Here is a 13,487-nt window from a genome sequence, read left to right on the forward strand (position 1 = left end):
TGGAGAAACAGGTCGCCTTGGGCAGTTTTGTCCCCGATTTTCCGCAAACTTTGTCTCTTTGTGCAATTTTTGCGTTGGTTCAGCCGTTTTTGTGGAAAAAGGACTTTACTTATGTTATACTTGTTTTATAAGAAATACTTTTTCCGTCCGCTGCGGCGGCTATACATATAAAGGAAACTGCCATGAAAACCATCTACATCCTGCTCACCCGTTCCGGCACGCTGCTGTCCAAGCTGGTCTATGCCGTTACCGGGGCCAGCTATACCCACGCATCCATGGCGTTTGACGAAGAGCTGAACTGTCTGTACAGCTCCACCCGCAAAAACGGCTATACCATGTTCCCGGCGGGTCCCAGCAAGGAATACCTGAACAAGGGTGTTTTCCGCCTGCGCGGGGATGCCCCCTGCGCGCTGTATGCGCTGGAAGTCACCGACGAGGCCTACGTCCGCGCCCGCCGCCGTGCCGAGCACATGATGGCGCGGGGCGAATTGTACCGCTTCAACACACTGGGGCTGATTTTGTGTGCACTGCATATCCGCTGGCAGCGCCGCCGGCATTATTTCTGCTCCCAGTTTGTCAGCGAGGTGCTGGAAAAGAGCGGCGCGATGGAGCTGCCTAAGGACAGCACCCTGATGCACCCCAACGACTACGCCCAGCTGCCCCAGCTGAAGTGTCTGTACGAGGGATGCCTTGCCGACCTGCCCCAGCGCAAGGCCATGGAGCTGGGTGAAGCGCCTACCGTGGTCAGCGTGTATCTGGGGCTGATGCTGGGTCTGGCCAAAGCCGGGGTGCGCAAGATTTTTTGAAAAAATATGAAATTATGTGTTGACAAAGGGTGCCCGGTATGCTAAAATAGCCAAGTCGGGTGCGAACACCTGATGCGAAAATGGACGTATGGCCCGTTGGTCAAGCGGTTAAGACAGAGGCCTCTCACGCCTTTAACATCGGTTCGATTCCGGTACGGGTCACCATTTTATAGTAGTAAAACGGCCACGCGCCGTTTTATATAGATGCCTCTTTAGCTCAGTCGGTTAGAGCACCTGACTGTTAATCAGGGTGTCGCCTGTTCGAGTCAGGCAAGAGGCGCCAGCAAAGCGATGGAAAATTTCCATCGCTTTTTTCTTTTTCCCGGCGGCCTTGTTGACAGCACCGCCCCGGGGGGCTATACTTAGCATTATAATAAAGAAAACGGAAAAAACTCCTTCCGGCAGGGTCAGACGCCTTGCCGTACTGCCAAAGGCTCCCTCCCCGAGGGAGCTGGCTGCGAACAAGGTGAGCAGACTGAGGGAGTTTCCTGTCAAAAGGAGAACATCATGAAAAAAGTTATTCTGACCGGCGACCGTCCCACCGGCCGCCTGCACGTTGGCCACTATGTCGGCTCTCTGAAGGAGCGGGTGCGGCTGCAGAATACCGGCGAGTACGACGAGATCTTTATCATGATCGCCGACGCGCAGGCGCTGACCGATAACGCCGACAACCCGGAGAAGGTGCGCCAGAACATTCTGCAGGTGGCGCTGGACTATCTGGCCTGCGGTCTGGACCCCAACAAGGTGCACATCTTTATCCAGTCCATGGTGCCCCAGCTGACCGAGCTGAGCTTCTACTACCAGAATCTGGTCACCGTCAGCCGTTTGCAGCGCAACCCCACCGTGAAGAGCGAGATCCAGATGCGCAACTTCGAAGCCAGCATCCCGGTGGGCTTCTTCTGCTACCCCATCAGTCAGGCTGCCGATATCACCGCTTTCAAGGCTACCACCGTGCCCGCCGGTGAGGATCAGAAGCCCATGATCGAGCAGTGCTGCGAGATCGTGCACAAGTTCAACTCCGTCTACGGCGAAACGCTGGTAGAGCCCCAGATCGTTCTGCCCCAGAACGCCGCCTGCCTGCGTCTGCCCGGCATTGACGGCAAGGCCAAGATGAGCAAGAGCCTTGGCAACTGCATCTACCTGTCCGAGGAGCCGGAGGATATCGAGAAGAAGGTCAAGTCCATGTTTACCGACCCCAACCACCTGCGCGTGCAGGATCCCGGCAAGGTGGAGGGCAACCCGGTGTTCATCTATCTGGACGCTTTCTGCCGCCCGGAGCACTTTGCCGAGTTCTGGCCGGAGTACCAGAATCTGGACGAGGTCAAGGCGCACTATCAGCGCGGCGGTCTGGGTGATATGAAGGTGAAAAAGTTCCTGAACAGCGTCATGCAGGCTGAACTGGAGCCCATCCGCACCCGCCGCAAGGAGTGGGAGCAGCGCCTGCCCGAGGTGGTGGAGATTTTGAAGGAGGGCAGCGCCTACGCCGAAAAGACCGCTGCCGCCACGCTGGACGAGGTGCGCAAGGCCATGCGCATCGACTACTTCGAGAACGATAACCTGCTGAAGTAAGTTTTATGAGAGAACCCGAAACGCCTGCGGCGTTTCGGGTTCTCTTTTGCATCGTTTACGAAAATTGCATAGAAAATGCGGTCGAACTATGCTAAAATAGCGGCAACAAGTACAGAAAGCCCCGTTTTGGGGGCGAGAAGAAAAAGGAGAACCACCATGCAAAAGACCATCTGGATCACCGGCGCAAGCTCCGGCATCGGCCGGGAGTTCGCCCGCCGGTACGCCGCCATGGGCTGTCGGCTCATTCTGACCGCCCGCCGCGCCGACCGTTTGCAGGCTCTCGCCGAGGAGCTGCACGCAGCCCATGGCACGGAATGCCGTATTGAGACCGCCGACCTCTCCCGCGCCGAGGAGTGCAGCCGCCTGTGCGAAGCACTGGCTGACGAGCACATCGACATCTTCATCAACAACGCCGGTTTCGGCGTCTGCGGCAGCATTCTGGAAACGGAGGAAGCCCGCGAGGAAGAGATGATCCAAGTGAATGTTGCTGCCATGGCGCGGCTGTTCCGCGCCGTGGTGCGCAAGATGAACGCACAGGGCGGCGGCACCATCCTGAATGTGGCGTCCTCTGCGGGGCTGCTGCCCGGCGGGCCCTATATGGCAGGCTACTACGCCAGCAAAGCCTATGTGGTCAGCATGACCCGCGGCGTGGCTGAGGAACTGCGGGAGATGCACAGCCCAGTCTACGTCTGTGCCCTCTGCCCCGGCCCGGTGGATACCGAGTTCAACGACCACGCCGGTGTGGTGTTTGCCCTGCGGGGCATCACGCCGGAGCTGTGTGTGGAGGAAGCTCTGCTGGGCATGATGCACCGCAAGACCATCATTGTGCCCTCTGCCTTCATGCGGCTGTGCACCAGCGCCCAGCGCCTTGTGCCCATTCCCCTGCTGATGCCCATTGTGGCACGCCAGCAGAAGAAAAAGCTGGGGTGAAGCCAAAGGTCGCCTAAACTTGTCAACAAGCCCAAATTAAGCCGGGATATCTTGTGCACCGTGACAAGGCGCGTCAGCCTGCACAAACTATTGCACCAGAAAACGACGGTTTTGCGTGCTGTTTTTCGGCAGAAAAGCGAAAATCTAAAGAAGGTACAATAAAACTTCACAAGAATGTGCCTTGACACTTCCTGCAAAGGATGCTAGACTGGTATACAAGTAAGAGCGCACTCCGGCACGGCCGGATACGACGCGCTTTGCAAAGCAGCACGGTGCGGTTTTGCACCGTGTAAAATATGTTTTTTTGACAGGAGGACTTTATTATGGCACAGTGCACTCCCAAATCCTTTGACCTGACCGGCAAGGTGGCGCTGATCACCGGCGCATCCTACGGCATCGGCATGGCAATTGCAAAGGCTATGGCAGCCAACGGCGCTACCATCGTGTTCAATGATATCAAGCAGGAGCTGGTGGACAAGGGTCTGGCTTCCTATGCAGAAGCCGGCATCAAGGCTCACGGCTACGTCTGCGACGTCACCGACGAGGATGCCGTCAACGCTATGGTGGCAAAGATCACCGAGGAAGTCGGCCACATCAACATTCTGGTCAATAACGCCGGTATCATCAAGCGCATCCCCATGACCGAGATGAGCGCTGCCCAGTTCCGTCAGGTCATCGATGTGGATCTGAACGCTCCCTTCATCGTGGCAAAGGCCATCATCCCCGATATGATCGCACAGGGCGGCGGCAAGATCATCAACATCTGCTCCATGATGAGCGAGCTGGGCCGTGAGACCGTTTCTGCCTATGCAGCAGCCAAGGGCGGCCTGAAGATGCTGACCAAGAACATCGCTTCCGAGTACGGCGCATACAACATCCAGTGCAACGGCATCGGACCCGGCTACATCGCTACCCCGCAGACCGCACCTCTGCGCGAGATCCAGCCCGACGGCAGCCGTCACCCCTTCGACCAGTTCATCGTTGCCAAGACCCCCGCAGGCCGCTGGGGCGAGGCCGAGGATCTGGGCGGACCCGCTGTGTTCCTGGCATCTGAGGCTTCTGACTTTGTCAACGGCCTGATCCTGTATGTGGACGGCGGCATTCTGGCCTACATCGGCAAGCAGCCCCAGTAAGCGCTGAGGGCACTCCGCAGTTCTTGACCGGGGACTGCCGCACAGCGTTGTGTGGCAGTCCCCTTTTGTTTGTACGGGAAAGGATGTTATGCTATAATGGAAAAAGCACATCAGGATATCCCATGGGTGCCCCATGCCGAGATTTCCCCGGAGCCCTGCGGCCCCGGGGTGCAGCGCCGCGTGCTGGCCTACAGCAAGGACGCCATGTGCGTGGAAAACACCTTTGAGACCGGCGGCGTGGGTGCCATGCACTGCCACCCCCACACCCAGATCACCTATATCGTCTCCGGGCGGTACCGCTTTACCATCGGGGACGAGACCCGGGAGGTAGGCCCCGGCGACACCCTGCTCAAGCAGAACGGCGTGATGCACGGCTGTGTCTGTCTGGAGGGTGGCGTGATGCTGGATTTCTTTACCCCCATGCGGGAGGACTTTGTATAATCCCTGCGTACCGCAGGGAAAAATAAGAAGGAGAACCATTGTTATGAAGATCGCACTTATCAACGAGAACAGTCAGGCCGCCAAGAACGGCATCATTGAAGCCGCCCTGAAAAAGGTGGTGGAGCCCATGGGTCACGAGGTGGTCAACTACGGGATGTACGCCGCCGACGATGCTGCACAGCTGACCTATGTGCAGTGCGGCATTCTGGCTGCTATCCTGCTGAACAGCGGCGCTGCGGACTACGTTGTTACCGGCTGCGGCACCGGCGAGGGCGCCATGCTGGCACTGAACAGCTTCCCCGGCGTTATCTGCGGCCATGTGGAGGACCCCGTGGATGCCTACACCTTTGCCCACGTCAACGACGGCAACGCCGTTGCCATGCCCTTTGCCAAGGGCTTCGGCTGGGGCGGCGAGCTGAACCTCGAGTACTGCTTCGAGAAGCTGTTCGGCTTTGGCCACGGTCAGGGCTACCCCAAGGAGCGCGTTGTGCCTGAGCAGCGCAACAAGAAGATCTTGGACGGCGTGCGCGCTGCCACCTTCAAGCCCCTCATCGAGTGCCTGAAGAGCATCGATCAGGAGCTGCTGAAGGGCGCTGTGGCCGGTGCAAAGTTCTCTGAGCTGTTCTTCGCTTCCTGCAAGGACGAGGAGCTGGCCGCCTACATCAAGACCCTGCTGTAAGCTGCGGAGGAGATCATGCAAGGACTGACCCTGTTCAACCTGAACCTCACCCACCTGCTGGATGCTTTTCTGGAAACTGCAGTGCCCATGATCGCCGGTCTTGCCGAGGTGGTGGGTCTGTTCATCATCATCACCAGTCTGGCCAAGGCCACTTTTTACTATGTCCGCGCCACCTTCTTCAACGACCACCGGGACTTCCACCATGAAATGAGCAGCGGCCTGACCACCGCGCTGGAATTTCTGATGTCGGCAGAGATCGCCAAGACCTTTTTGCTGCAAAATCTGGAGTCGGTGGTGCCGCTGGCGGCTACCTTTGCGCTGCGCGCTTTGATGAGTATGCTGCTGCACTGGGAGATGGAGGGCGGCCACCGCCCGGCCAATGCCAAGGAAAAGGACAAGTCCGGCTCCCCGAAGGACGGCAAAAACGGCTGACTGGCAAAACATTTGCCAAACTTTAGCAGGGCAAAGTTTTTCCGTATTGTGAAAAACGTAAAACCTTGAGATGAATACTTGACAGGTTTGCACAAAGAGACTATACTCGTGCCATCGAAAGCAAAGGCGCTGACGGAAGCAATTCCGCCAGCGCCTTTTGTGTTTTCGGGGATACTGCCGCACGGAGAGAATAGAGGGCTCCCTGTGCAAAAAACGACCGTAGGAGGTAGGAAAGTATGTTTAGCTCCGTCAACACCTGCTGGACGCTCGTAGGAGCGTTTCTAGTGTACTTCATGCAGGCCGGATTCGCCTTGTGCGAAGCCGGCTTCACCCGGGCAAAGAACACCGGCAACATCCTGATGAAAAACATGATGGATTTCTGCATCGGCACGCCCTGCTACTGGCTCATCGGCTTCGGCCTGATGTTCGGCGGCACCGGCGCACTGATCGGCGGTTTCGATCCCTTCATTCAGGGCGATTACAGCCATCTGGGTCTGGATATCCCCCTGTGGGTGTACATCGTGTTCCAGACCGTGTTCTGCGCTACGGCAGCAACTATCGTCTCCGGCTCCATGGCCGAACGCACCAACTTCAAGGCCTACTGCGTGTACTCCGCCGCCATCTCGCTGGTGGTGTACCCCATCTGCGGCCACTGGATGTGGGGCGGCGGCTGGCTGCAGAGCATGGGTTTCCACGATTTTGCAGGTTCCGCAGCCGTGCATAACGTGGGCGGCGTCATCGCTCTGCTGGGCGCTTGGATGCTTGGTCCCCGTATTGGCAAGTACGATAAGGACGGCAACCCCCACGCCATCCCCGGTCACAACCTGACCGCCGGTGCTCTGGGCGTGTTCATCCTGTGGTTCTGCTGGTTCGGCTTCAACGGCGGCTCTTCCCTGAGCCTGTCCACCGATGCCACCATGACCCTGACCGGTCTGGTCTGCTTCAACACCAACCTCGCCGCAGCCGTTGCTACCTGCGTGACCATGATCTTCACTTGGCTGCGCTACGGTAAGCCGGATGTCTCCATGACCCTGAACGGCTCTCTGGCAGGCCTTGTGGCCATTACCGCAGGCTGCGATACCGTCTCCCCCTTTGGCGCTTTCTTCATCGGCTTTGTGGCCGGTATCCTTGTGGTGCTGAGCGTGGAATTCTTTGATAAGATCGCCAAGGTGGATGACCCCGTAGGTGCTGTTTCCGTCCACTTTGCAAACGGCGTCTGGGGCACCATTGCGGTGGGTCTGTTCTCCACCGGCTCCAACACCGCCCATGCCGGTCTGTTCTACGGCGGCGGTCTGGCACAGCTGGGCACCCAGCTGCTGGGTCTGGTCTGCGTAGATGCCTACGTTGTCATCGTGATGTTCATCGTCTTTAAGATCATTGACAAGACCCTTGGCCTGCGTGTGCCTGCCGAGGTGGAGATCGACGGTCTGGACATCCACGAGCACGGTCTGGCTTCCGCTTATGCAGGCTTTGCCATCTCGGATGCAAACTCCGCTGCCATGACCCCCAACGAGAACACCGATCTGGGCGAGGACGACATCACCAAGGCGACCGCAAAGCAGATGGATGCAGCCGTGCCGGTGGTGCGCGAGCCTGTGATCCACGATGGCGTCTACGACACCGGTATGCATAAGGTGTCCATCATTGCAAAGCTGGCAAAGTTCGATCAGCTCAAGACTGCTCTGAATGATCTGGGCGTCACCGGCATGACTGTGACGCAGGTCATGGGCTGCGGTATCCAGAAGGGCACGCCGGAAAAGTACCGCGGCGTGCCGGTGGATACTACCCTGCTGCCTAAGATCAAGGTGGAAGTCATCGTCTCCCGCATCAGCGTGGACGCTGTGGTGGAAGCTGCCAAGAAGGCGCTGTACACCGGTCACATCGGCGATGGCAAGATCTTTGTCTACAACGTGACCCGCGTGGTCAAGATCCGCACCGGCGAGGAAGACTACGCCGCGCTGCAGGATGTGGAGTAACGCTCCACTAAATTCTCCGCTGTTCCCGCTGCGGCGGCAGTCAGGCTGCTCCGACACAGTTCCCGCCGCCCGGCGTGACAGATAGATCGTTCTCCTTTTTCCTTTTCCTTTTTTTGTTCGAATCAACAGTAAGTCGAAAGCCCCGCTCCTGTGCACAAGGGAGCGGGGCTTTTGCCGTGCCGCGAATTTGTAAATTTTATGTGCGGCGTATTGCAATCTTCGTGCAATGCACTTATAATAAATGCGAAAGGAGCTGATCTGTATGGCAACTACCAATGTCAGCATTCGGATGGATGCAGACCTGAAGGCGCAGGCCGATGCCCTGTTCGCAGAGCTGGGCATGAACCTTTCCACCGCGTTCAACATCTTTGTGCGGCAGTCCTTGCGGGAGGGCGGCATTCCCTTCGAGATTCGCACCGAGCGCCCGAACAAGGAGACCGTGGCCGCTATGTTGGAAGCAGAGCATATCGCGGCAGACCCGAAGGCAAAGAAGTATCGGGATCTGGATGAGCTGTTTGCGGATCTGGAAAAATGAGAGAAACAAAGCTGACGATCATCCCCACCACCCAGTTCCGCAAGGACTATAAGCTGGCCAGAAAACGGGGACTAAAAATTGAACTGCTGCAGGACGTGATCACCTGCCTTGCCATGGGAGAGCCGCTGCCGGAGAAGAACCGTGACCACGCCCTAACGGGTGATTGGGTCGGGCACCGGGAGTGCCATATCCAGCCGGACTGGCTGCTGGTCTATCGGGTGCAAAACGATGTTCTGGTGCTGACCTTGACCCGCACCGGTACCCATAGTGATCTGTTTGGGAAGTAAATCTCTTTTCTCTGTAATCAAAAAACGAGGGCGCTGCACAAAATGCTGTGCAGCGCCCTCGTTTATATTATATCTTACAGGCTGCGGGTACGGATCTCGGTGGTGACCTTGGCGATGAAGTCCTCAAGGCTCATCTCGGTGGTCTCGCCCTTGCGGTCGCGCACGGAGATGTTGCCGGCCTCGGCTTCCTTGGCGCCCAGCACCAGCATATAGGGCACACGATCCACCTGCTGTGCGGCACGGATCTTGTAGCCGATCTTCTGGTTGTCGTCGTCCAGCACAACGCGGACACCGGCATCTGCCAGCTTCTCGGTCACGTCCTGTGCGTACTCCAGCGTCTTTTCGGACACGGGCAGCACCTTGACCTGCGTGGGAGCCAGCCAGGTGGGGAACTTGCCCTTGGTCTCCTCGATCAGGTAAGCCATGAAGCGGTCCAGAGAGCCCAGAATTGCGCGGTGCAGCACCACGGGGGTCTTTTCAGAGCCGTCCTTGTCCACATAGGTCAGGTGGAACTTTGCGGGCAGGCAGAAGTCCAGCTGGCAGGTGGACAGGGTGTACTCGGCACCCACAGCGGGCTTCACGTTTACATCCAGCTTCGGGCCGTAGAAGGCAGCCTCGCCGATCTCCTCGGTGAAGTGGATGCCCAGCTCGGTCAGCACCTCGCGCAGAGCGCTCTCGGCGTGGTTCCACATAGCATCATCGTCGTGGTACTTCTTCTTGTCGGCGGGGTCGCGCAGGCTCAGCACGCAGCGGTAGTCGGTGATGTTGAAGTCCTTGTACACCTCAAAGATCAGGTTGCACACGTCTGCGACTTCGCTCTTGATCTGCTCCGGGGTGCAGAACAGGTGGGCGTCGTTCTGGCAGAAGTGACGGCCGCGTTCGATGCCCTTCAGGGTGCCGGAGGACTCGTAGCGGAAGTCGTGGGCGATCTCACCGATGCGCATGGGCAGGTCACGGTAGGAGTGGGGACGGTTTGCGTAGATCATCATGTGATGGGGGCAGTTCATCGGGCGCAGCACATAGCTTTCGCCCTCCATCTCCATGGCGGGGAACATATTCTCGCGGTAGTGATCCCAGTGACCGGAGGTCTTGTACAGGTTCACGGTGCCCACGCAGGGGGTCATGACGTGCAGATAGCCGCGCTTGCGCTCCTTCTCCTTGATATAGTTCTCCAGCTCCTGCCAGACGGTGTAGCCTGCGGGCAGGAACATGGGCAGGCCGCGGCCCACCAGATCATCGGTCATGAACAGGCCCATCTCCTTGCCGATCTTGCGGTGATCGCGCTCGCGGGCCTCCTGCTGCTCCTTCTCCCATGCGTCCAGCTCTTCCTGATTGCGGAAAGCCACGCCGTTGATACGGGTCAGCATCTTGTTTTCCTTGTCGTTCTTCCAGTATGCGCCGGACTGCTGGGTGATCTTGAAAGCCTTCAGTGCCTTGGTGTAGGTCAGGTGGGGTCCGATGCACATATCCACGTACTCGCCCTGCTGGAAGAAGCTGAACTCGGTCTCGTCAGCCAGATCTGCCATGTGCTCCACCTTGTAGTGCTCCTGACGCTCCTCCATCAGCTTCTCAGCCTCGGCACGGGGCAGGATGAAGGGCTTGATGGGCAGGTTCTCCTTGACGATCTTGCGCATCTCTTTTTCGATGTTGGCCAGATCCTCGTCGCTCAGCTTCTGGTCGCCCAGATCGACGTCGTAGTAGAAGCCGTTCTCGGTGGCAGGGCCGAAGGCAAAATCAGCCTGCGGGTACAGGCGCTTGATGGCCTGTGCCATAACGTGAGCAGCGGTGTGACGGATAACGTGCAGCTCCTGATCCTGCGGGCACTCGTCCACATGACCGTCCTTGTAGATGATCTTCATAGTAGATTCTCCTTTGACAATGCGGTGTTGAACAAAAATAAAAAGCGCTTCACCCCGTAAAACTCACGGGATGAAGCGCCGATATATGTCTGCGTTCCACGGTTCCACCCGAATTGCGCGCTCCCCGGCGGGGAAACGCGCCCCTCGCAGTGCTGTAACGGGCACGCCCGGCAGAGGTTCGCCTCTGCACTCTGCGGTGGTAGAAGCCGGGGTCATGGCAGGCTGCTTGCAGCACCCGGAAACCCGGGGCAGCCCTCTCTGCGGCATGAAAAGCGGGGCTTCAGTTTGTCCGCATCAATGTTTTGGACAGGATGAAACTACGCTGATTGTAGCACGCCGGAACAAAAAAATCAAGGGATAGCGGCAGAAATGTATAAAATCGTTCTCCCCTCTGCGCCTTGCCACAGGCGGCGAAGCAGTGTATAATAGGCGCAGAACGATACAACGCCGGAAACCCCGGCAGATACAGGAGGAAATGAAGATGAATAAACCGGTACTGGTCGTCATGGCAGCCGGCATGGGCAGCCGCTACGGCGGCATGAAGCAAATCGACCCGGTGGGTCCCAACGGACAGGTCATTATGGACTACTCCCTCTACGATGCCCGCCGCGCCGGCTTTGAGACCGTGATCTTTGTCATCAAGCACGAGATCGAGGACGCCTTCAAAGCTGCCATCGGTGACCGCGTGGCGAAAGCGATGAATGTGAAGTACGCTTTCCAGCAGCTGGAAGAGCTGCCCGCAGGTTTTGCCGTGCCGGAGGGGCGCGTAAAGCCTTGGGGCACCTGCCACGCTGTGCTGGCTGCAAAGCCCCTCATTGACGGCCCCTTTGCCGTCATCAATGCGGACGACTACTACGGCCCGGAGGCGTTTCAGGTGATGTACGATTACCTGTCCACTCACGCCGATGATGATTTCTACCGCTACTGCATGGTCAGCTATCTGCTGAAAAATACCCTGTCCGAGAACGGCAGCGTGGCACGCGGCGTGTGCATCAAAAACGAGGACGGCACCCTGCAAAGCGTGACCGAGCGCACCCGCATCGAGCCCTGCAACGGCGGCGCACATTACACCGAGGATGGCGGCGAGAGCTGGGTAGACCTGCCCGGCGACACCCCCGTGAGCATGAACCTGTGGGGCTTCGGTAAAAGCTTTCTGGACGAAGCTGAGCAGCGCTTTGCGGGCTGGCTGACCGAGAATCTGCCGGTGAACCCTCTGAAATGCGAGTACTTCCTGCCGCTGGTGGTGACCGAACTGATCGAGGAGAACAAGGCAAAGATTCAGGTGCTGCGCAGCACCGATAAGTGGTTCGGCGTCACCTATCGGGAGGACAAGCCTTTGGTGGTGGATGCCATCGCCCGCAAGACCGCCGAGGGTCAGTACCCCGAGAAGCTGTGGGAGTGAGTGCCCGCAATAGCGGAAAATTATTTTAACCAGAACAAAGTCGGACAGCCCGCAGGCTGCCCGACTTTGTGTTTTCATGGGGTGGAACGTATTTACAAAAACCGTTCCAGCTGGATGCGGTTGTCCTCTTCAAAATCCTGCAGGCGCTGGGCAAGGCGCTTTGCGCCCGGGGCGGCATTGGGGTAGTCTTTGCAGCTTTTCACGCAGTCCACCACCCCCATGCCGCTGCCCTGCGTGAGCATCTCCGCCAGATTGCGGGTGGATTTGTCCGTAAGGGTCTTGAGCCCGATGCCCATTTTCGTGTTCAGCTTTGCCATGGTGCTCTGCCCCTGTGCGCTGCCGCCGCAGGCTTCTATGGCGGTGTGCGCCTCCTGATTCAGCTGATGGTAGATGTTGCGCTGGCGCAGCAGCTCGGCCTTGAACTGCACATCGTTGGTCATGGGTAAGATCTGCTCCAAGGTGTTCTTGCCCATCTCGGTGTTCTGCACCACCGCTTCCAGCAGGTTCAGGTTATCGTTTTTCTGGTTTTCCATACAAAAAATCCCCCTTTGGCACTTAGTATGTGTCCAAAGGGGGATTTTATACGGTTATTTTCAGCAGATCTTATTGCCGCCGGAGATCTGGATGCCGCGCAGCCGCTCGTCACAGATGGCGTACAGACGCTGCCAGCAGTTGGCGGCGCTGTCCAGCTCGTCCAGCCCTGCCACCGCAACGCTCAGGGTAAAGGGCACACGCTTCATCATCCCCATGGAGGTGACGCACTCGTGGGGCATTTCGGCGTAGATGTTCCGCATCTGCTGTGCCAGCTGCCCGCCGTCCAAGTCCAGACAACCCACCACAAAGGTGGTGCCGGTCAGGCGGCAGACGATCTGACTGCCCGGGATGTCGAAATACTTTTTCCACTGGTTTGCCACAAAGCAGATCAGCTGATCCATCACCGGCTGACCGTAGGTGTCCCGCAGCTGTGCGCCGTGATCCAGCGATATCAGCGCCACAGCGGCCTTGCGTCCCTGCTGTGCCCAGCGGTCCAGCTCGGCGGCGATCACGGTCTCAAGGTAGCGGCGGTTGTACACGCCGGAAAGAAAATCGTGGTTCAGGTCCTCGCGGCACAGCTCCCGCTCGCGGGCGCTCATGCGTTCTTCCGGCAGCAGGTTGCCTGCCAGCGGAGCAGACATGGTGATCCGCCACAGCTTGCCGTCTGCCCGCACCGTGCGGTGCAGCACGCAGCTTACCCGGCCGTTGCACAGGGTGTAGTTCACCTGCAAGCCCTCGTCCTGCCAGCCGGTGTCCTGTGGCAGCTCGTCCAGCAATACCGTCTCAAACGCAGCCTGTGCGCCCTCGGCAAAGGCGCGCAGATCCCGCTCTGTCCATTCTCTGTCCATCTGTAATTTCCCCATCATCCGTACGCGCCGCCGCTTCCGACGGGCGAAATTCCAAT

The 13,487-nt window shown here is 58.3% G+C and carries 14 protein-coding genes and 2 tRNA genes; 13 read left to right on the top strand and 3 right to left on the bottom strand.

All coding sequences use genetic code 11. The features are described 5' to 3' along the window. Nucleotides 1–182 precede the first annotated feature (182 nt). The 12 genes from C4N24_RS10425 (at nucleotide 183) to C4N24_RS10480 (ending at nucleotide 8,788) form a co-directional block, all read left to right on the top strand. A complete protein-coding gene (locus tag C4N24_RS10425; RefSeq protein WP_112091358.1) occupies nucleotides 183–806 on the top strand; it encodes a hypothetical protein in 624 nt (207 codons plus the stop codon). A gap of 90 nt (nucleotides 807–896) precedes the next feature. After that, nucleotides 897–971: transfer RNA gene (locus C4N24_RS10430), tRNA-Glu, on the top strand. A 41-nt stretch (nucleotides 972–1,012) separates the two neighbouring features. Continuing rightward, nucleotides 1,013–1,089, top strand: a tRNA-Asn gene (locus C4N24_RS10435). Nucleotides 1,090–1,313: 224 nt separating this feature from the next. Beyond that, entirely contained in the window at nucleotides 1,314–2,375 is a 1,062-nt protein-coding gene (gene trpS, locus C4N24_RS10440; RefSeq protein WP_112091359.1) for a tryptophan--tRNA ligase, read from the top strand. Nucleotides 2,376–2,531: 156 nt separating this feature from the next. After that, nucleotides 2,532–3,305: an SDR family NAD(P)-dependent oxidoreductase gene (locus tag C4N24_RS10445; protein ID WP_112091360.1), complete on the top strand. Its 774-nt coding sequence runs from the start codon at nucleotides 2,532–2,534 to the stop codon at nucleotides 3,303–3,305. A 323-nt stretch (nucleotides 3,306–3,628) separates the two neighbouring features. Further along, nucleotides 3,629–4,438 (top strand): gluconate 5-dehydrogenase, encoded by an 810-nt coding sequence (locus C4N24_RS10450; protein WP_006735344.1) that lies wholly within the window; start codon nucleotides 3,629–3,631, stop codon nucleotides 4,436–4,438. 96 nt (nucleotides 4,439–4,534) lie between these two features. Beyond that, complete coding sequence (locus C4N24_RS10455) at nucleotides 4,535–4,879, top strand: cupin domain-containing protein (RefSeq protein ID WP_081028488.1); 345 nt, start codon at nucleotides 4,535–4,537, stop codon at nucleotides 4,877–4,879. Nucleotides 4,880–4,922: 43 nt separating this feature from the next. After that, a complete protein-coding gene (locus C4N24_RS10460; RefSeq protein WP_112091361.1) occupies nucleotides 4,923–5,558 on the top strand; it encodes an RpiB/LacA/LacB family sugar-phosphate isomerase in 636 nt (211 codons plus the stop codon). A 15-nt stretch (nucleotides 5,559–5,573) separates the two neighbouring features. Then, nucleotides 5,574–5,990, top strand: a complete 417-nt coding sequence (locus C4N24_RS10465; RefSeq protein ID WP_015537140.1) for a DUF1622 domain-containing protein — start codon at nucleotides 5,574–5,576, stop codon at nucleotides 5,988–5,990. 236 nt (nucleotides 5,991–6,226) lie between these two features. Then, nucleotides 6,227–7,966, top strand: coding sequence for an ammonium transporter (locus C4N24_RS10470; RefSeq protein ID WP_112091362.1), 1,740 nt, complete (start codon nucleotides 6,227–6,229; stop codon nucleotides 7,964–7,966). Nucleotides 7,967–8,228: 262 nt separating this feature from the next. After that, a complete protein-coding gene (locus tag C4N24_RS10475) occupies nucleotides 8,229–8,501 on the top strand; it encodes a type II toxin-antitoxin system RelB/DinJ family antitoxin (protein ID WP_112091363.1) in 273 nt (90 codons plus the stop codon). After that, nucleotides 8,498–8,788 carry a type II toxin-antitoxin system YafQ family toxin gene (locus C4N24_RS10480; protein ID WP_112091364.1) on the top strand — a complete coding sequence of 97 codons (291 nt, stop codon included), beginning with the start codon at nucleotides 8,498–8,500 and terminating at the stop codon, nucleotides 8,786–8,788. Before C4N24_RS10475 ends, C4N24_RS10480 begins: the two co-directional genes overlap by 4 nt. 74 nt (nucleotides 8,789–8,862) lie before the next feature. Here C4N24_RS10480 and thrS read toward each other — a convergent pair whose 3' ends face one another. Continuing rightward, nucleotides 8,863–10,647, bottom strand: a complete 1,785-nt coding sequence (thrS, locus tag C4N24_RS10485) for a threonine--tRNA ligase (RefSeq protein WP_112091365.1) — start codon at nucleotides 10,645–10,647, stop codon at nucleotides 8,863–8,865. A 481-nt stretch (nucleotides 10,648–11,128) separates the two neighbouring features. Here thrS and C4N24_RS10490 point away from each other — a divergent pair, with 481 nt between their 5' ends. Further along, entirely contained in the window at nucleotides 11,129–12,049 is a 921-nt protein-coding gene (locus tag C4N24_RS10490) for a nucleotidyltransferase family protein (RefSeq protein ID WP_112091366.1), read from the top strand. 92 nt (nucleotides 12,050–12,141) lie between these two features. Here the strand turns inward: C4N24_RS10490 and C4N24_RS10495 are convergent, their stop codons facing one another. Together C4N24_RS10495 and C4N24_RS10500 are read right to left on the bottom strand one after the other, a co-directional pair. After that, the gene (locus tag C4N24_RS10495; protein ID WP_006735368.1) at nucleotides 12,142–12,582 is read right to left on the bottom strand and encodes a hypothetical protein; all 441 of its coding nucleotides are present in this window, start codon (nucleotides 12,580–12,582) and stop codon (nucleotides 12,142–12,144) included. A gap of 60 nt (nucleotides 12,583–12,642) precedes the next feature. Then, nucleotides 12,643–13,449, bottom strand: a complete 807-nt coding sequence (locus C4N24_RS10500) for a GGDEF domain-containing protein (RefSeq protein WP_242983244.1) — start codon at nucleotides 13,447–13,449, stop codon at nucleotides 12,643–12,645. Between the last annotated feature and the right edge of the window lie 38 nt (nucleotides 13,450–13,487).

The organism is Faecalibacterium prausnitzii, assembly GCF_003287405.1.
Classification (GTDB): domain Bacteria; phylum Bacillota; class Clostridia; order Oscillospirales; family Ruminococcaceae; genus Faecalibacterium; species Faecalibacterium intestinale.